Genomic DNA, 19,251 nt, shown 5'->3' with positions numbered 1-19,251 from the left:
AAGAAAGATTCAGGAGACAGACCATGCGTGATCGAATGTTCCGGCGCCGGCAGGTGCTGGGGATGCTGGCCGCTGCGGCAGCCACTACGGCTGCATCGACGTGGGCCCCTGCCGTGCTGGCCAGCGATGCCTATCCGAACAAGCCCATGCGCATCGTGGTGGGCTTTCCGAGCGGCGGGGCGCCGGACATCCTCGCGCGCATCGTCTCCGAGAAGACCGGCCTCGGCCAGCCCATCGTGGTGGACAACAAGCCCGGCGCTGGCGGCAACATTGGCGCCGAGGCTGTGGCCAAGGCCCCGCCCGATGGCTATACGCTGGCGCTCGGCACGGTGGGCACGCACTCGATCAACGGCGCGCTCTACAGCAAGATGCCGTACGACATGGTGAAGGACTTCGTGCCGGTCATCCTGCTGGCATCCACCCCGAACGTGCTGGTGGTGCATCCTTCGGTGCCGGCGAAAAACGTGCAGGAACTGATTGCGCTGGCCAAGTCGAAACCGGGTCAACTGACGTTTGGTACGCCGGGCGTCGGCACCTCGCTGCATGTGGCGGGCGAACTGTTCAATACGATGGCCGGGACCAAGATCACGCACGTGCCATACAAGGGCCGGGCGATGGCCATTCCGGACCTGCTGGGCGGACACATCACGATGATGTTCGACAACCTGCCGTCGGCACTGCCGGTGGTGAAGGAGGGCAAGCTGCGCGCGTTGGGTGTGACAAGCGCGCAGCGCTCGGCATCGGCGCCGGATATTCCGACGATTGCCGAGCAGGGCTTGCCTGGCTATGACGCCACGTCGTGGTTCGCGGTATTTGCGCCAGCCAATACGCCCAAGGATGTCGTGGCAAAGCTCAATACGGAACTCAACCGCATTTTCACGCTGCCCGATGTCCAGGCCAAGCTCAAGACCATCGGGCTTGACCCCGTGCTGGGTACGCCCGAGAAACTGGCTGAGTATCAACGCAGCGAGATCGCCAAATGGGCCAAGGTGGTGAAGGACTCGGGCGCCAAGGCTGAGTAGTGGCGTCACGATGAAGCGGATTTTCGCCGGACCGCTGAGCGGCATGGCGGAAATCTGCTGGAATGCGGACGGAATAGCGCGAAGGCAGTCGCGCTACCACTCAGAACGTACGCGCCGCCGAGCCAGTCTGGGAACGAAAGCGGTAGCCGATCTTGGGTACTGCGGACACACAGGTATCCAGCCCCAATGGATGGAGCGCCCGTCGGAGCCTGGAGACGAGTTGCGTCAGGCAGTTCTCGTCGACCATCGCCTCGGGGCCCCAGACCGAGGCAATAATCTGCGTCCTGGACATGACCGCCTCGCCATGATCCTTGAGCACGATCAGCAGCCGCAACTCGAAGCGCGTCAACTTGGCGACAATGCCGTTGAACGACACGATGCCCTGCATCTCGTCGATATGCATGGTGTCGTCGTTATCTGCGAACGCAGCAAGAGATGGCGATGAGGAAATCGGCATGCCAAGCCGCGCCAGCACGTGCGCCAGGCCGCGCGCCTGTTCCAGACCCGATTCCGGCTCGGCAATCAGATCGGGAGGCGGCGGCGACACCGTGGTGGTGTACGCCACCGGAAGAAACCGGTAGCCCTGACGCGGCACGGTCACGATGTGGGCATCCAGGCTGACGGGACTCAGCGCCTTGCGCAAGCGGTACACCAGTTGCACGAGATAAAGTTCGTCAACCAGTGCTGCGCGTTTCCCCCATACTCCTTTCAAGAGATAATCCCGCGATTTAACGGGCGCTTTTCCTTCCACCAGCAGCCGTAGCAGTTTTTTCTGCTGTCCCGTTATCTTGGCTTCCACCCCTCCACGTAATACGCGGTCCGTTTCCCAATCAAAAAAAACCGAGTCGCCATTCCGGATCATTTCGTCTCACCCCATGTCGTCATCGATGGACGACAAGCGTATCGATACGCAGAAATAGCTCCCATGGAAGATATTTCCGTCCGTATCTGACCCGCTCGGGTGACAGCTTAATGCTCGGCTCTCCTGGAATATTCCGCATTCGCGAAACAATCTACCGCCCGGGGTGCTTGTCATCTCTGGTGCAAACAGAAATGCCTCGCGCATTGGCCGAATGTCACAACATGATGATTTGACGGAATTGAATACTGTCAGCGCGGAAGGCGCTTCATCATAACCCAATCGGGTATGTCGACGTTTCTGTCATTGCAGTAGCGATGGATTTTCCGCTATCCACGTTTTCCATTTTCCGCATGGATCCGGGGTGTCCCATATTCCGTGAAATGGCGCGTGCCGAAAATCGAGATAACCGACGCGTGGCTGTCGATTGCCGCCTGCGGATCGATGGATAACTTGTCACCGTCGATATTCCATGCCGTATCCATGTCAATGCAGCGGCGAAATCGGAAAGATGCATTCCGTCGCCGACTGCGATCTTTCGAGCAAATGCCGTGGCGCACCGGCGGCGCCAAATCAATCTGCAAGGACAGACGTCATGACAAAGAAATCTGGTAACAGCAGCAAGCAGCCGGCAGGTCAGGCCACCCAGCCTCGGGTCGGCCTGGCATCGCGCGTGTTCCGGAGCGGAGATCCCAGCGATCCCGCGCCGGCGCGCCCGGTACGCAGCCGTTTCGCGGGCCGCCGCAATGCGTTGCAGAGCGGACGCACGAACAGCAAGCTGGTCTACGACGGCGATCCCGGCGATCCGTCGATTCCGGCTTCGAAAGGCGCGTCGGACAAGACCTACCAGCAGAACAGCTTCGATCCGGCCACGGAAGTCAACGACTTCTCGTACACGTCCACGCGCGTGGCCAAGCGCGTGTACAACAAGTACGGCACGACGCAGAACAGCACCGAAGTGTTCGGCTACTACACCGACTGGTCGCAATACGACGGCCGTCTCGATGGCAATTTCGCCAACTCGGCAGCCGGCCGTGGCACGGACCTGATGCTGCTGGACGCTTCGGCCTACGACCGCCTGATCATTGGCTTTGCGGGCATCGTGGGCGACCAGGGCGAGAAGCGTTTCACGATCGACCAGGCAGCCGTGGACTTCGGCAAGAAACTCAATGAGGCCACCTTCACCGATGCGTGGGGCGATGTGGCGTCGTTCCGCAACGTCGGTTTTACGGGCTGGGTCAGCAATGACTACAAGGACCTGTTCAACGAGGCCAAGGCGCAGGGCGTGCTGGGCGGACTGGCCAAGCTCAAGAAGCAGAATCCCAAGCTGAAGTTGTCGTTCAGCCTGGGCGGCTGGACCATGAGCGGCGCGTTCCACGAGGTGGCGGCCGACGCCACCAGGCGCCAGACGCTGATCGAGAGCCTGGCGTACATCTTTGACCGCTTCCCGATGTTCACCGAGGTGGACCTTGACTGGGAATACCCCGGCATGCCCGGTGCGGGCAATCCGCATGGCCCGGCCGATGCGACGAACTTCCAGCATCTGGTGCGCGGCATCAAGCAGCGCCTGCCCCACGTGCGCGTGAGCATTGCCACCGGCGCAGCCCACGCCACGCTGATCGCGGCCGACATCCCGGGCATGCTGGCTGCGGGGGTCGAGGGCATCAACCTGATGACCTACGATTTCTTCGGCACCCCCTGGGCGCCGAAGCTGGCCCACCACACCAACCTGTACGATCTCGACCTCGACGATCCGGAAGGTTTCAGTATCGACCGCGCGGTGCAATACCTGCTGGGCGAGGGCGTGCCGTCGCGGAACATCTTCGTGGGCTATGCCGCCTACAGCCGCAGCGGACGCGGTGCCGTGGTGTCGTCATGGTCGCCATTGGCGGGTACCTACGACCGAGGCGCAGGCACGACCACGGGTACGTACGAATCGGGCGCCACCGAGTTCTACGACATCCTGTACAACTACCTCGACCTCGAGGCCAAGTCAGGCATCAACGGCTTCAACGTGTACACGGACACGGTGGCCGACGCCGACTACCTCTACAACGCCGAGAGCGAGTTGTTCCTGTCGATCGACACACCGCGCTCGGTGCGCGAGAAGGGCCGCTACGTACTGGAGAACAACCTGGGCGGACTGTTCACGTGGACCATCGACATGGACAGCGGCGTGCTGCTGAACGCCGCGCGGGAAGGGCTGGGCGCCACGCCGACGCAAGAGGTGGTGGACATGGAGCCGTTCTACTTCAACGGCATCAACGTGGAAGACCAGGACAAGCCGCCCGTGGCCGTGATCGAGGGTCCCACGGAAGCCTTTGTCGGCGATTCGGTCAAGTTCTCCGCGCTGCGTTCGATCGGCAACGGCCTGACGTACAAGTGGGGCGCCACGGGCCTGCAGTTCCTCGATGGCTGGACGGGCCCGGTGGCCGAGGGCATCGTTGGCCCGCCCGAGCACACCTACACGGTAACGCTGACCGTCACGGACGAAGCGGGTCGTACGGCCACGGCCAGCCAGACGTTCAAGGTCAAGACCAAGACCAACCAGCCGCCTACTTCGCGTATCACGGTGCTGCTGGAGTCCGGCACGCCGTACGGGCTGTCTGCCGAGGCATCGTTCGATCCGGACGGCCATGCGCTGACCTACCTGTGGGACGCGCCGGACCTGCCGTTCCATAACAGCACCGCCCAACTGGTGGAAGGCACCGCGCCGACCGTCAGTGCCGTGACCGACTACTGGGTCAAGCTGACGGTGAACGATGGCGCCGAGACCAACCAGAGCGCCATCTTCCTGACCGTGGTGCCGGGCGAGGACGAACCGGGCGACGTGGTGGCCAAGATCACGGGCCGCACGCAGTACGAAAGCGGCGCGCCGATCCAGCTGTCTGGTGTGGAATCCACCGGTCCTGCCCCGCTGCTGTATGCGTGGACGGCACCGGGCCTGTCGTTCGACGGCGCCGACGAGATTTCGGTCACAGCCAACGCGCCGATCGTCGACCGCGACACCACCATCCAGATCACGCTGAAGGTAACGGGCGACGCCGGTACGGGCGACGACGACACCGATACCGTCACTCTCCAGATTCTGGCGGGCGGTAGTTCCGGTGGCGAGGGCACGTGGCGTCCGCAGGCCTACGACGCGGGTTCCGAGGTGACCAACAACTACCAGGGCAAGGGACTGCACAAGTACCGCGCCAAGTGGTGGGTGGGCGCCGATCAGGAGCCGGGCGATCCCGCGTACACCTCGACGGTGGATGACGGCGACTCCCGTCCGTGGCTGGACGAAGGTCCGGCCTGAGCGGCACGGGGACCCTGAGTAACCGGCGATGAGCCGGTAGCGGTTCCGGGGACGACGCGGCCAGGCAGGGCGGCGCCTTCCCCGGTTTTTTGTTTCCCTGCCCCCGGGCGTGGAGGTATTCCATGAGATGGGCGCAAACGATGGCGGCAGCCGCCATCCTGCTGGCGGGGTGCACGGTGATTTCCGTGGAGGGTGACCATAACCGCATCAGCGATGCGGGCGGCCACGGCGGCCTGACCTTTCCGGAGGGGGCCGATGGCGGAGGCGATGGTGCGGACTGGCTGCAGCGCCTGGAGCGGTTGGAAAGACTCGAACATCGTGAGCGGCGTCTTGGCAATCCGCCTGCGCGGCGATGAACGCGGACGTCAGGATTGACCGGCGGACGCCATGCGCAGCCGGCTCAGGCTGACAACGGCGCCGATGGTGGCCACCGCGGCGGCCACGTACAGCGCGATGCGCGCCGCGCCCGTGGCATCGAGGCTGAACAGCAGCGCCACTACGGCCGTGCCCGTGGTTTGTCCCAACAGGCGAGTGGTGGCCTGCGCACCGCTTGCACCGCCACTGCGCGCAGGCGGCGTGGCCGAGATCATCGCGCGGTTGTTGGGCGACTGGAAGAAGCCGAAGCCGATGCCGCACAGTGCGGTACGCCAGGCGATATCGAGGCTCGATGCGTCCGGCCCGAGCAGCGAGAGCGCAACAAGACCCGTGGCCAGCATGGCCAGTCCCATCCCGGCAAGGATGCTGGCCGGATACCGATCGGACAGCCGGCCCGCCAACGCCGCCATCAGGGCCACCATCAGCGGCCATGGCGTGATCAGCAGCCCGGTTTCCTGCAGGCTGCGCCCCAGCTGGTATTCGAGGTAGAAGGGCAGAGAGACGAAGGCCAGCATCTGCGTCATGAACGAACAGAACGAGGTGCCCACGGCCAGCACGAAGGCTCGGCTCCTGAACAGGTCAACCGGTACCAGCGGCGCAGGACGTCCTCGTTGCCGGCGGATCAGCCACCATCCCAGCAGCAATGACGACACCAGGCTCGCGGCCGCGATCAGCCGCCACGCGCCGTGCCCAAGACCATCGAGACCCAGGATGAACAGGCCGATCACCACTGCGGAGAGAACCGCGCTGGAATAATCGAACGGGTGGGGTTCCGCCGGTGTTTCCGGCAGGGCGCGCTTCGAGATGGCCAGCGCGAAGATGGCAACCGGCACATTGACGGCGAACAGCCACTGCCAACTGCCGAACCCGAGGATCAGGGCGCCGAGCGACGGTCCGATGGCAATGGTGACCCCGACGATGAGCGCATTGAGGCCGATCCCCCGGCCCAGTTTCGTCGGCGGGTAGATATAGCGCACCAGTGCGGTGTTGACGCTCATGATGCCCGCGCCGCCAATCCCCTGGATCACGCGCGCCGCCACCAGCATCGGCAGGTTGACGGACAGCGCGCACAGCAGCGACCCCACCAGGAACGTGGCGAGCCCGACGCGATAGACGCGCTTGTAGCCAAGAATGTCACCCAGCGAGGAGAGCGGAAGCAGGAATACGGTGACCGTCAACTGGTAGGCGTTGACGACCCAGATGGTTCGTGAGGGGTCGGACTGGAGTTCGCGGGAGATCGACGGCAGCGCGATATTGGCAATCGACCCATCGAGTACGGCCATGACCAGGCCGCAGAACACCGTCAGGATGGCCCAGGTACGCTGTGGCTGCGGAAGACCTTGGTGAGGCAACATGAAGCGGGGAGGGGCGGGAGCTTGAGCGTCGCATTATCGTCCTGTCCCGCCTGAGCGCGCAAATCCTGAGGGCGCCGATTCTGCGCCCGACTCGCCGCCCCCCCTATGTGGCCGTCGTGGCACCGGAGGTGTCGTGTGCCGCCTCGTGTCCTGCCTCGCGGAACTGATTGACTGCCACCTGCATCGTTTCGGCCGCCGCCGCAAGCTCCGGCGTCCAGGCTCCGCCTGCCGCTTCGGCAATGCGTTCCACGGTGCGGCACGCGCGCACCGTACTATGGGCGGCTACCACGAGAAACGCGCCGGCCGACCGGTGTGCCCAGTGTTGCAGCGCCGTCACGTCGCGCCGGACCAGGATGCTGGCGAGTTCAGGCGCGTCCTGCTGCAAATGATCACGCAGGAGTCCGCAGTATCGGGCCAGCTCCTTGGCCGGCAATGCGGATTCGTGGGAAACGTCCGGGTCGGCTTCGGCGTGCCGGCTGGTGACGGCGGCCTGCTTCGGGCGCACCGCGCCAAGTGCCGCGCCGAGCGTGGCGAGCGAGGCCGGCTTTGCCACATACCCGGTGAATCCGCGCGCCTGCCATTCGCCGGCCTGTTCGCTATGCGTGACGGCGCTGAATGCCAATACCGGCATGTCGGGCCAGCTCGCCCGGATGGCCGCGAGCAGTGCATAGCCGTCCATCACGGGCATGTGAATGTCGGTCAGTACGACGTCGATGTCCGAGGCGTGCTGCGCCAGCGCGTCAAGCGCCTGCCGGCCGTCGCCCACGACGGTGGGTTGCCAGCCCAGCGATTCGAGTTGTTCCGCGATCAAGGTCTGGTTCAGCGCGTTGTCCTCGGCGACCAGTATCGTGCGGCGCGCGGCATGAAGACCGGTGGCGGGAAGCGCCGGGGTCAACGGGCGCTCCGCGATATCGCCGTCGTCGTCGGCGCCCTGGCCGTCTTCATCTCCGCCATCGCCCTCGTCATCGAGCGCGGTGACTGCCGCGGCGAGCAGGGCCGTGTGGGAAAACGTCGTGACCTCAAAGACGCCATCCTGGCGTTTCACCGCGCGCTCCGGCCCATTGAGCGTGATCCAGACCGCGCGGGCCGGATGGATCTGCCGCAGTTCCGCCACTGTCTTCAGACCGTATTCGCCGGTCACCATCAAGATATGAGGGCGATTGTTCCGCAGCCACGCCTGGGCCGCAGCCGGTTGGTGAAAGGTCTGCACGCGCCATCCGGCCTGTTCGAGCCAGGCCCCGAGCATGGTGCCCGATTCGGCTTCCTGGCAGAGGATCATGGCACGGCTGCCATGCACCTCGTACTCGTGCCGGGCCACCTGGTTCGGAGCCGCTGGCAGTGGAATCGCGAAGGTGAATGCCGTGCCCACGCCTTCGACGCTTTCGACCGTGATATGTCCGCCCATCATCTCGGTCAGTCGGGCGCAGATCGACAGGCCCAGCCCCGTGCCGCCATAGCGCGCCGACGTACTGGCCTCGCCCTGCACAAAGGGCTGGAAGACCCGCGCCACGAGCGCTGGCGGCATGCCGATGCCCGAGTCCCGTACCCGGCAGACCAGCACGTTGCGGCCCTCGGTATCGGCCACGACTTCGGCGCTGAGCATGATCTTGCCGCAGGCCGTGAACTTGAACGCGTTGCTGAGCAGGTTGCTGACGATCTGCGCAATGCGTGTGCGGTCACCAATCAACGCCGTGTCGAGCGTGGGCGACAGATGCACATAGAAAAGCGTCGGGCGGTTGGCGATCATCGGTGCATAGGACATCGCCAGGTTTTCCAGGTCGTCGATGGGCCGGAACGGCTCGTTGACGAGCTTCATCTCGCCGGCGTCGATCTTCGAGAAGTCGAGGATGTCGTTGACGATCCGCCGCAGACCGTCCGAGGCTACCTGGAGCGCGCGCAGTCGCGGCGCTTGCGACGCCATGCCGTCGGATCGGGCCAGCAGTTCGAGATTGCCGAGCAGCGCGTTCAGCGGCGTGCGGATCTCGTGGCTCATCGACGCGAAGAAGTTGGAGCGCGCGCGCATCATGGATTCGGCTGCCTCGCGTGCCGCGCGCAGCTGGTGCTCCAGCTGGTGCTGCGCCGTGACGTCCTGGATGGCGCAGAACAGCACGTCTTCGTCCCGGTATCGAACGGGTGCGTACGTGATCGACAGGAACTGGCCGGTCTCGGGCACGTGTGCGGGGACCGTGATCTGGGAAATGGCCGGCTGCGCCTGCATGGCATCGGCGATGTGAGAAGGCAGGGGCGCGTCCTGTGTGCATCCCAGCAGCGTATCCGCCACCATGTTCGAAGTCAGTATCCGGTGGTCGTGCCGCCGGACGATGCAGAGTCCTACTGGCGTGGCACTGACCAGGATGTGGTTGATGGTCTCGTTGTCGAGCGCCCTGGCCGCTTCCGCATGGCTGCGCCGCAGCAGATGGATGTCCCAGTAGCGGGCTGTCAGGATGAGCGCCAGTATCAGCAGGGCGGCCACGGCACCGATGATCAGCAGTTCCGTGACGATTGCCGCCAGCAGGGTGCGGTAGGAAAGGGCATAGACCAGTGCCCCGAAGTCGCCAAGGGGCTGGTTGAGCAGCAGGCCCCGCGCGGTCACGTCGATGGACTCGCCCGGCACCTGGCGCACCCGTGCCAGGATGCGCTCGGCCTGCTGCGGCACCATGTGCGGCGAGACGTCGATGGTCCCAGCATCGTGCCCGACGAGCAGCAGCGTCGCCGGGTCGCTTGGTCGTTTCAACCCTGCCAGGAACGACTCCACGGGCACACTCGCGGTCATGACGACCGATTTGCCGTCGTGCGTGAAGACCGTGCTGGAGGCCAGCATGCTGCGATGTCCGGTGATCGGATCGTCGATGGGACCGAGCCAGCGTTGCGAGTCCGGTTGCGGCTGCGCACTGTCCCCGGGGCGAACAATGTCGCGCAGCCCCGCCAGCCGCTCGGCGCCAAGCAGGGCCAGCGCCGTATCGGTCATCGGCGATGGCGAGAGCACGATGGCGTAGGTGGCATCGGCATCCACCACATAGGCCAGATGGTCGAGTCCGAATGCAGTCTGGGTGGTCAGCGTGGCGGTGGCGATCTGCTGGAGTTGCCACAGTCGTTCTGGCAACTGGCTACCCAGTGCGCGGCGGGTGGCGGCGGGCACCAGGATGACGTAGCGCCGGTCGGCCGCCACGGCGATGCCGTCGCGCCGCAGGTCGGCGAGCAGCGTGGGATCGGGCGGGGCCGTGCTGGCGGCGGCAGCGTAATACTGGATCGTCAGCGCCGTGCGGCGCAGGAACGAGGATTCGCTCTGCAGCTGCAACGAAATGGTGCTCACGTACTGGGCAACATGGCCGCGCCGGATGTCGAGGTGCCGGGCCGCAGCCAGGCCGGCCAGCAGCAGCGCCGCCACCATCACGATGGCCACCAGCAGCGCAACCGTCGCGTAATAGAGCTTCTGCTGCCGCCTGGCGTTCGCCGCCAGGGTCTCGAATGCCTGCGACAGCGACTCCTGCGTACGGTCAAGGATCTGCTGCATGATGGCCGATCAGATCAATCCATTCTCGTAGGCGTAGCGGATCAGATCCGTATTGGTCTGGACGTTGAGCTTGCGCATGGCCACGGTCTTCTGGCTCGATATCGTGCTCACCGAGCGCCCCAGCTTGCTGGCAATATCGTTGAGCTGGAAGCCTTGCGCGTAGAGCCGCACCACCTCAAGTTCGCGCAGCGTCAGTTCCGTGGTGGGTGCCGTGACGGTGGCGGCGTTATCCAGCACCGCGCGGATCGAGGGCGAATAGAAGTAACCGCTGCTGACGGTGACATGGATGCAGGCGCGCACGATTTCGTCGAGTTCGTCTTCCTTGCTGACAAACGCGCGCGCGCCCAGTTTCATGGCCCGCGTCACCACGCCCGCATTGTTCTGCGCACTCACGATGACGATGCGCGTTTCCGGATACAGGCGTGTGAGCCGGCGCAGGAGGTTGAACCCGTCCAGTGATGTGTCCCCGTAGCCCATGCTGAAGTCCGTCACGGCTACATCGACCGGATTCTGCGCGAGCGCGCCAACCAGTTCACTGCCGTTGGTGCATTCGCACGTCACCTGGAAACCGGGCGTGCGTTGCAGGCAATCGCGCAGTGCGGTGACGACGAGAGGATGATCATCTGCCAGGGCGACACGAATGGTTTTTGCAGGCATGCCTCAATTGTCCTTATTTGCATAAACGTAGCGGCGTCCGGATCGGAAACGCTGCGCCGAAGGAATCGTACTTTCGCGAACATAGGAAAAATACTCCACCATGAACGGAAAATCACAATTTGATTGAATATCAGATTGTGAATCGTCAAATTATGATGGATTCAAACTGGAATTGGCGGTACTTGCTTGGCGACCCGGAAGCATGCGTGGTGTCGCTTTGATATGTCGCAATAAATGTTGGAGAGGATGCGAAGAATTCCAGTTACATGCGATGAGCTTTTGGCACCCGTCGATGCCGACGGAGACAAGCGCGACATTCTGCTCACGGTTGTCAGATAATTAAATAGCAGATTCTTTGGATTCGCCGAAAAAGTGACGAGTGAAGGCCACCGATCACGCTGTCGGCGGGCCTTGTCCGGGTGGGCGGCGCGTTACGCAGCAGCAGTCTGGATAAGGTTCCCCTGTCGCGCCATGGCGTCTGTAAGGCCACGATATTGGGGTAACAGCCGGCTGACGCGTTCGATGAACGCCGCGCATCGCTGCGATTGCACGGGCGGGCTGCTCTGGACGAGCACGGCGGCGGGATGCGCGAGGGCAGCATGGAGAGATAGCCATGCGGGCATCTCGGTGTTGCCGCGCAGCCTGAGCAGCATCAGCAGTTCGACGGGCATGGCCTGTTCGATCGGATGGTCGAAGTCAAACAGTGATTGATCGGTGTCGAGGCGGCACTGCAGCATGTGGCGCTCCGCCAGGGAATTTGCGAGGGGCGAGAATTGCGCGTCGTCGGATTGCCAGTTCTCAAGTATGTGTCCGAGCAATGCATCGCTGCGCTGGAAGTTGCTCGCCGGCACGCTTATCTTCAGCGCGTCGCCTGCGACGCCGACGATCATCCCGGTCATCCCTGTCAGGCAACTCTGTCCGGCCACAGTCTTCTCCACCCCGAACCACGCTTGCAGGGCAAACGCCGCCATTTCGTTCCAGCCCAGCGCGAGCATCATGGCAATCTGCAACGACATGTCGCGCTCGTACGTATGCCGGCGATTGGGGCCGCTCCATTGGTCCCGGTGCATGGCCAGGGCATGCGTACCGGCTACGGATTCGACGACGCCAAGATGCAGCGACAGCCAGTTGGCTTCGGATGCGCCCGTGCCAACGTCGATGGCACGCCATTGCCGCAGGCGTCCGAGCCAGAACAGGGCGCGGGCGGCGCGCGGTACCGGCACGCAGCTGGGTGAATCCAGGAAGGTCCCGAGCGTATCGCGATACATTCCTTGTAGTGCGTTGGCCTGGGCCCGGGCGGTCTGGAGCAACGTCTGACTGCGTTCGCTGGCGCTCCGCTCTTTGGAGAACTTGTTGCGCATCGTCTGTCCTGTTTGATAGAGGTGAGGCTCGACACTAAATGGGTATACCCCGCCGGGCTATCGCCAAGGACTTAAAAATGAGAGATTTCAAAAATATCTTGCGCGGCTTTGTCTTGCTAAATGAATGGGATCGCCATCCGTTAGGGCCGGGAACGGCTTTATTTAGGTGAAATACTATTTAACTATCCAATGATGATTGGATGTGGATAAAGTGAAATTCTGATTTAAATTTTCTTTAATTTTATTTCGTTTATTTCTGGGATTGGGTACATATCCCGATATTCCGAGGCGCTTGGATGGGCCCGCGGGATGGCAGCAGCGAGGCGGTTGTTCGGGCGGGAAGACCTCCGCCATGCCGCGTTGGCGCCGCAATACATGTAGCGCGGGCATGGTCTTTCGCAGCGCATCACGTCGCCGCGGAATTCGTGGCATGCTCGTGTCGCGCCGTACCCTCTACGCAGGGGCCGCGCCGTACAACCCCCGCATGGAGGTGTGCCATGGCAATGCGACTGTTCCCCGACTTCCCCGCCAACGAGCAACAAGACATCGAAGCCGTCTTCCGGCAAGTAGGTCTTGCGCTTCAGGAGTTCGAGTTTTCAGATACCAACGGCACCACGGCACGCCAGGTGACGGTGCGAAGGCAGAAGACCGGCGCCGAAAGCGTCTATGACGCCGGACCGGGCACTGCCTGGGTGGAAGAGTTCGAGAGCGATCTCGAATGCGGCCTGTTCGGCCAGGTGTCTGTCTGAGCGGACGTCAGACCGAAGGCAATCAGTGGCGGGCGCGTTCCGGACTGCGCCCGACGATGGCCGCGCCCGCGATCAATTCCTTCATGAGTGCCAACGATGCTGCACCTGGCATGCGGTAGGGATCGAGTTCGCCCTGCGCCGAGTATTTCAGCAGCATGGCGGCGTTGATCTTGTTGGCATTGACGCGGCCCATTGACCAACCCGAGAACGCCCGTTCGGCAATTTCCTCGTAGTGCAGCAGCACCACTTCCTTGTGGCGGGCGTCGCGGCCAATGTTGAGATAGAGGCGCGAGACCGCTTCCCGGCTGCCTTCCAGCGCTTGCAGGAACACGCTGTTGCTGTGGCACAGCACGCCCGTGATGCCGTTGGGCGGATTCCGTGCGAGGCTTGTGTCGAGGATCGCGTCGAGCACTTCGGCCGTCAATGGCACCGCAGCGCGGCTGGCGTAGAGCAGGCGAACTAGCATCGTTATCCCCTTTCCCCTTCTCTGGCTTAGCGACGATTCAAATTCAACAGCGTGAGGAATTCGCGGCGCAGCTTGTCGTCCTTGAGGAAGGAGCCGCGCATGACGCTGTTGGTCATCTTGGCGTCCGTGTCGCGCACGCCGCGCCAGTGCATGCAGAAGTGCTCGGCTTCCATGACGATGGCCAGCCCGTCCGGGTTCATCTTTTCCTGGAGCAGATCCGCTACCTGGGCCACGGCCTCCTCCTGGATCTGCGGCCGGCACATGATCCACTCGGCCAGCCGAGCGTACTTGGACAACCCGATCAGGTTCGAATGGCGGTTCGGCATCACGCCCACCCACAGGCTGCCGATGATCGGGCAAAGATGATGCGAGCAGGCGCTGCGCACGCGCATCGGGCCCACGATCATCAACTCGTTCAACTGCTCGACGTTCGGAAACTCGGTGACTTCGGGCGGCCTGGCGTAGCGGCCGGCGAAGATTTCCTTGAGGTACATCTTTGCCACGCGGCGGGCCGTCTCGCGCGTGTTGTGGTCCTGGTCGACATCGATGACCAGGGTCCGCAGCACCTCTTCCATGCGTGCCTCGACTTCGGCCTGGAGGGCATCCAGTTCGCCATGTTCGATATGGCGGGCGATATTGTCGTTGGCGTGGAAGCGGTCGCCGGAAGCGGCGATGCGGGCGCGGATGCGATCCGATACTGGCGTGGCAGTGGCGTGCTTCGGCCCGTCGGGATGGTCCTTGTGTGACATGTCTGACCGCTGGATCGGGCGGGTAAAAGGCGCGGTGCGCGGTGCTTCACTATATGGCAGTTGGCCCAGTGCCACAACTTGGCGCGGCCCGCTGTCCGCCTAGCGCAGCACGGCAAGCGCAGGCAGCAGGGCCATCGGCATCACGATGGCGCCGGTTTTCAGAAAGGTGCCGGCGCTGATATTGTGCCCTTCGCGCCGCAAGGCGGTCAGCCAGAGCAGCGTGGCCAGCGAGCCAGTGACGGACAGGTTCGGGCCCAGATCCACGCCGATCAGCACGGCAGCCGTCACGGTTTCCGAAGCATGGCCCGCAGCCAGTGCGGAGGCCGCGAACAGCCCGGCAGGCAGGTTGTTCACGATGTTCGAAACCAGGCCCACTACCACGCCCGCCAGACCCGCACCCATTACCGCCGCGCCGCCTTCACGCACAGACAGCTCACGCACCCAGTGCGCGAGTTGATCGGTCAAGCCGGTCTGGGAGAGGCCTGCCACCAGGACGAACAGCCCGGCCACCATCGGCAGCACACCCCAGGAGACTTCGGTGAGCGCAGGCCGCAGCAGGCGCGGTTGCGTGGCAACGACGCAGGCCAGCGTCATGGCGCCGCCGATGAAGGTGGGCCATCCCAGGTCCTTGCCGTGCAGGGAGGCGGTGAGCAGCGCGGCGCCGGTCAGCACGATGCCGGCCGTGGTGATCCAGGCTTGCAGGGTCAGCGGGGGGGTGTCCACATCTTCCGCAATGCGCTCGGCCAATGCGTGGCGCTGCGTCCAGTACAGCGCGACGAACGTCATGACGATGGCCACGGCCGAGGGCAATGCGAAGCGGGCCAGCCAGCCCATCAGCGGCGGCAGGCGCTCGCCGAATAGCACGAGGTTGGCGGGGTTGGAGATCGGCAGCACGAAGCTGGCCGCATTGGCGATGAAGGCGCAGGCGTACAGGTAGGGCAGCGGATGCTTGACGCGCGCCGCGCGGGTGGCGGCCAGCACGGCGGGGGTCAGTACCACGGCGGTGGCATCGTTCGACATGAAGGCCGTGACCGCGATGCCGAAGCCGTAGACCAGCACGAACAGCCGCCGCGCCGATCCCCGCGCACTGCGCACGGCCAGCGCCGCCACATGATCGAACAGGCCCGTCTTGCGCGCCAGTTCGGAGATCAGCATCATGCCCGCGAGAAACAGGTACACATCGATGCCGCGCGCCACGGCATCGAGGGCATCGCGCCACGGCAGCAATCCGGCCACGCAGAGCAGCAGCGCGCCGCCCATTGCCCAGAACGGCTCGGGCAGGCGGAACGGCCGGAACAGCACGCCGGCCGTGGCCAGGGCAGCGACGGCCCAGATCAGCGGCGTGGCGTAGGCGGACATATGCGTGGCGGCGAGCATCGGAGAATCGGTCAGAGCGGGCTGGCGGAGGTGGGCGGCGTCGGCGCGGTGTTGGCAGGGGTGATGCTCGCACCGCCGGCCATGTTGCCCTGGCCTGTCGCATCCGGGGCCACATCGGCCACCGCAGGCGGCGGGAAGCCCAGCGATGCGATGCCATGCATGCCATCGGCGTTCTCGGCATAGGCCCAATCGTTATTCATGCGCGCCAACTGCGGCGGGGTGGGGAAGTTCGCGTCAGGCACGCCGGCAAGCCGCCCTTCCATATAGGACGCCCAGATCGGCAGCGCCGTGGTGGCGCCGAATTCGTGGCGGCCCAGGCTGCGGTTATCGTCGAAGCCCATCCACGCCACGGTGACCACCTGTCCCGCGTAGCCCGCGAACCAGCCGTCCACGGCGTCGTTGGTGGTGCCGGTCTTGCCGGCGATATCGTCGCGGCGCAGGTATCGTTTGACGGCGTTGCCCGTGCCTTCGTCCACCACGCTTTGCAGCAGGCTGTTCATCACGAAGGCGTTACGCGCCGAAATCACGCGCGGCGGGGCGGTATCGTCGGCGGCGAACAGCACGTTGCCGTCGCCGTCCGTGATCTTGCCGATCAGGTACGGCTCGATGCGATGGCCCTGGTTGGCAAACACGCCATAGGCCGCGGCCAGCCGCAGCGGCGATGTGGTGCCGGTGCCAAGCGCCATCGGCAGGTACGGCGGCAGCCGTTTCGACGAGAAACCGAACTTGCCGGCGAAATCGATCGCGTACGGAATACCGATGGCCTGCAGCGTGCGGATGGCCGGCAGGTTGCGCGATTCGGCCAGCGCGTTGCGTACCGTGATCGGCCCGACAAAGCGGTTGTCGTCGTTAGACGGGTTCCAGTGCGGCGAATTGTCGAGCGGCGCGTCGTTGATCAGCGTGCCCGGCGACATGCCGCGCTCCAGCGCGGCGGAATAGACGAACGGCTTGAACGTGGAGCCCGGCTGCCGCTGGGCTTGCGTGGCGTGGTTGAAGCGGCTGGTGGCAAAGTCGGCGCCGCCGACCATGGCCTCGATGGCGCCGGTTTCCGCATCGAGCGAAATCAGCGCGGCTTGTGGCAGGGCAGGGGCAGCTGCGGAGGACTTCCCTGCGCCGTGCCGCTTGCCGTAGCGCGCCAGCCCGGCCTGCACGGCGTCGTAGGCCAGGGTCTGGTGCATTGACGAAACGGTGGTGTAGACATTGAGGCCGCGCGTATAGGCCTCGTCCCCGAAGCGGTCATGGGCGAGTTGCCGCGCCAGTTCGGCCACGTATTCGGCATGGCCGTCGAAGCGGCCGTTGGCATCGCGATTGACCACGATCTGCGTATTGCGTGCGGCGCGGTACTGGTCCTGCGAGATCATGCCAAGCGCCAGCATGCGGCTCAGCACATATTCCTGGCGGCGCTTGGCACGCGGCAGGTTGACCACCGGGTTCATCGTCGAGGGCGCCTTGGGCAGCCCGGCCAGCACGGCGGTTTCCGCGAGCGAGAGTTGATCGAGCGGCTTGCCGAAATAAGTCTGCGCGGCGCTGCCGAAGCCGTATGCATGCTCGCCCAGATAGACCTGGTTCATGTACAGCTCAAGGATGCGGTCCTTGGACAGCGAGCGGTCGATCTGCCAAGCCAGCAGGATTTCATACCACTTGCGCGACAGCGTCTTCTCGCGCGAGAGATAGAAGTTGCGCGCCACCTGCATCGTGATGGTCGAGGCGCCCTGGGCGTAGCCTTCGCCGATATTGGCGAGCGCGGCGCGCACCAGTCCGGGAATGTCCACGCCCACGTGGCTGTAGAACTGGTCGTCCTCGGCGGCGAGCAGCGCCTCGGACATCAGTTTCGGCATGCGCTCGATGGGGATGAATTCACGGTGCTCCGTGCCGAATTCGCCAATCAGCACGTTGTCGCGGGTGAAGACACGCAGGGGCACCTGGGGGCGGTAGTCGCGCAAAGCATCGACCGAAGGCAGTTGCTGCAGGCTGATGACGGCGGCAAAACCGGCCAGCAATACGCTGGCGGCTGCCAGCCCGGCCATCACACCGGCGGCCTTGACTACGATTTTTTTCATGGCGCGCATTCTACCGTGCAGCGGCGAGCGGCAAAGGCACTCCGGTATCGGTGACATCTTCGGGCGGTTCGGCCCGGATGCGCAGGGGCGGCTGATGCGGCACCTGTCGCGCGAATTCACACAGTGCGAGCCAGGTTTCCGGCCGCTCCACGATGGTATGGTGATCCGTGCCGGCAATGGTCTGGACCGCCACGGGGCCGGGCCACGCCGCCATCAATCGCTCGGAGCATTCGTGCGGCACCACGTCATCGGTCTCGGCCAGCAGGACCTTGGTGCTCTGGACCACTTTCTTGCAATGGGCGATGGAGTCGAAATGGTGGCGCATCAATTGGCGCAGCGGCACCAGCGGAAAGCGCTTGCGCACGATTTCCAGCAGCGAATCGTAGGGTGTGATCAGTTGCAGGCTCTCGAAATCCTGCAGGTCCGCCAACTGGATGGCCACCCCGGTACCCAACGAGCGGCCCACCACATGGACGCGCACGCCGGGGAACGCACGGCGAATGTGGAGCAGGAACTGGCTGGCATCGGCCACGGCGGCGGCCTCGGACGGCATGCCGTCCGAGTGGCCCAGTCCTCGATAGTCGAACGTGGCAAAGCCCATGCCGGGCGGCAGCCATTTCATGAACTGCAGCGTTTCCAGCACGTCCTCGCCCCGCCCTGGCAGGTAGAAAAGCAGGTCCCGCACACCTTCCTCGCTGGCGCGGTAGGTATAGCCGCGGAACAGGCCGCCCGGCACCGGGTGCGAATACGCCTCGATGCCTTCGGGCAGGTCGCGCGGCGGGCGACGGCGCGCATCGAACAGCAGCCGCTCCTGGTTGACGGCGAGAAAGGTCCAGTAACAGACGAAACCGCTGGCCGTGACGACCGTGGCGGCAAGGGTCCTGCGCAATATCGACGATGACATGGGTTAGGGGCTACAGATGGGCAAGCTTGCCCAGACTATCCGAAAATCCGGCAATGCGGCGTTGGACAGCCCAGCACTGCCGCGAGTTCTTGTACGATATGCCGCATATCGAAAGCGGCCACCGGGGGGCCTTCCAATGAGCGACGAACAGAAACGCGCCGAAGAGGCGCAGATCATGGAGCGGGTGGTCAATGCCACGCGCCAGGTGCAGGTGGCATTTACCGCGCTGCAGAGCCAGTATCCGCCCGAGGGCAGCGGCAAACCGTCGAAGCTGGCCCTTCAGACCTTCGACGCCGCGCTGCAGATGCTGGAAGGTGCGCAGGCGGCGTTTGACGAGGTGTTGAACGAGCTGTTGGATGGGGAGCGGTGAAAGCCTGACTCCTTCTCTCTTGGTTTGCTCCCCTCTCCCGCGAAGTGGGAGAGGGGCGGGGGAGAGGGCAAGCGGTGCAAATCGCGACACGGTCGGCAAGCAGAACCTCCGGCCCTCTCCCCCAACCCCTCT

16 protein-coding genes are annotated in these 19,251 nt (G+C 64.2%); 5 read left to right on the top strand and 11 right to left on the bottom strand.

Annotated features, from left to right (window positions below):
- Window positions 1-23 precede the first annotated feature (23 nt).
- Window positions 24-1,022, top strand: coding sequence for a Bug family tripartite tricarboxylate transporter substrate binding protein (locus FFS21_RS09255; protein WP_137924526.1), 999 nt, complete (start codon window positions 24-26; stop codon window positions 1,020-1,022).
- A gap of 100 nt (window positions 1,023-1,122) precedes the next feature.
- On the opposite strand, the gene FFS21_RS09250 is transcribed toward FFS21_RS09255, so the two are convergent.
- Both FFS21_RS09250 and FFS21_RS32250 read right to left on the bottom strand, forming a co-directional pair.
- Window positions 1,123-1,884: a winged helix-turn-helix domain-containing protein gene (locus FFS21_RS09250; RefSeq protein ID WP_137924525.1), complete on the bottom strand. Its 762-nt coding sequence runs from the start codon at window positions 1,882-1,884 to the stop codon at window positions 1,123-1,125.
- Window positions 1,885-2,210: 326 nt separating this feature from the next.
- Window positions 2,211-2,366, bottom strand: a complete 156-nt coding sequence (locus FFS21_RS32250) for a hypothetical protein (protein ID WP_212745225.1) — start codon at window positions 2,364-2,366, stop codon at window positions 2,211-2,213.
- A gap of 110 nt (window positions 2,367-2,476) precedes the next feature.
- Between FFS21_RS32250 and FFS21_RS09245 the strand changes: the two genes are divergently transcribed.
- Together FFS21_RS09245 and FFS21_RS09240 are read left to right on the top strand one after the other, a co-directional pair.
- Window positions 2,477-5,182 (top strand): glycoside hydrolase family 18 protein, encoded by a 2,706-nt coding sequence (locus FFS21_RS09245; RefSeq protein ID WP_137924524.1) that lies wholly within the window; start codon window positions 2,477-2,479, stop codon window positions 5,180-5,182.
- Window positions 5,183-5,304: 122 nt separating this feature from the next.
- Window positions 5,305-5,538, top strand: a complete 234-nt coding sequence (locus tag FFS21_RS09240) for a hypothetical protein (protein ID WP_137924523.1) — start codon at window positions 5,305-5,307, stop codon at window positions 5,536-5,538.
- Between the two features lie 9 nt (window positions 5,539-5,547).
- On the opposite strand, the gene FFS21_RS09235 is transcribed toward FFS21_RS09240, so the two are convergent.
- From FFS21_RS09235 to FFS21_RS09220, 4 genes are all read right to left on the bottom strand, one after another.
- Window positions 5,548-6,912: an MFS transporter gene (locus FFS21_RS09235; protein ID WP_137924522.1), complete on the bottom strand. Its 1,365-nt coding sequence runs from the start codon at window positions 6,910-6,912 to the stop codon at window positions 5,548-5,550.
- Between the two features lie 103 nt (window positions 6,913-7,015).
- Window positions 7,016-10,426 (bottom strand): ATP-binding protein, encoded by a 3,411-nt coding sequence (locus tag FFS21_RS09230; RefSeq protein ID WP_137924521.1) that lies wholly within the window; start codon window positions 10,424-10,426, stop codon window positions 7,016-7,018.
- 9 nt (window positions 10,427-10,435) lie between these two features.
- A complete protein-coding gene (locus tag FFS21_RS09225; RefSeq protein WP_137924520.1) occupies window positions 10,436-11,083 on the bottom strand; it encodes a response regulator in 648 nt (215 codons plus the stop codon).
- 431 nt (window positions 11,084-11,514) lie between these two features.
- Window positions 11,515-12,444, bottom strand: a complete 930-nt coding sequence (locus FFS21_RS09220) for a hypothetical protein (RefSeq protein WP_237380590.1) — start codon at window positions 12,442-12,444, stop codon at window positions 11,515-11,517.
- Between the two features lie 497 nt (window positions 12,445-12,941).
- On the opposite strand from FFS21_RS09220, the gene FFS21_RS09215 reads away from it, so the two are divergent.
- Complete coding sequence (locus FFS21_RS09215) at window positions 12,942-13,193, top strand: hypothetical protein (RefSeq protein ID WP_137924519.1); 252 nt, start codon at window positions 12,942-12,944, stop codon at window positions 13,191-13,193.
- Between the two features lie 22 nt (window positions 13,194-13,215).
- On the opposite strand, the gene FFS21_RS09210 is transcribed toward FFS21_RS09215, so the two are convergent.
- From FFS21_RS09210 to FFS21_RS09190, 5 genes are all read right to left on the bottom strand, one after another.
- A complete protein-coding gene (locus tag FFS21_RS09210; protein ID WP_137924518.1) occupies window positions 13,216-13,659 on the bottom strand; it encodes a BLUF domain-containing protein in 444 nt (147 codons plus the stop codon).
- Window positions 13,660-13,685: 26 nt separating this feature from the next.
- Window positions 13,686-14,408, bottom strand: coding sequence for a GTP cyclohydrolase I (folE, locus tag FFS21_RS09205; protein WP_137924517.1), 723 nt, complete (start codon window positions 14,406-14,408; stop codon window positions 13,686-13,688).
- Between the two features lie 99 nt (window positions 14,409-14,507).
- The gene (locus FFS21_RS09200; RefSeq protein ID WP_137924570.1) at window positions 14,508-15,767 is read right to left on the bottom strand and encodes an arsenic transporter; all 1,260 of its coding nucleotides are present in this window, start codon (window positions 15,765-15,767) and stop codon (window positions 14,508-14,510) included.
- 29 nt (window positions 15,768-15,796) lie between these two features.
- On the bottom strand, window positions 15,797-17,845 hold the full coding sequence (locus FFS21_RS09195; protein ID WP_502705158.1) for a penicillin-binding protein 1A: 2,049 nt from the start codon (window positions 17,843-17,845) through the stop codon (window positions 15,797-15,799).
- A gap of 10 nt (window positions 17,846-17,855) precedes the next feature.
- On the bottom strand, window positions 17,856-18,749 hold the full coding sequence (locus FFS21_RS09190; protein ID WP_137924515.1) for an alpha/beta hydrolase: 894 nt from the start codon (window positions 18,747-18,749) through the stop codon (window positions 17,856-17,858).
- A gap of 136 nt (window positions 18,750-18,885) precedes the next feature.
- On the opposite strand from FFS21_RS09190, the gene FFS21_RS09185 reads away from it, so the two are divergent.
- Entirely contained in the window at window positions 18,886-19,119 is a 234-nt protein-coding gene (locus tag FFS21_RS09185; protein ID WP_137924514.1) for a hypothetical protein, read from the top strand.
- Window positions 19,120-19,251: the final 132 nt, after the last annotated feature.

Origin of the sequence: Cupriavidus sp. 2SB, from assembly GCF_005503625.1 — a bacterium.
GTDB lineage: Bacteria > Pseudomonadota > Gammaproteobacteria > Burkholderiales > Burkholderiaceae > Cupriavidus.
This window is presented reverse-complemented; position numbering and strand designations above follow the sequence as displayed.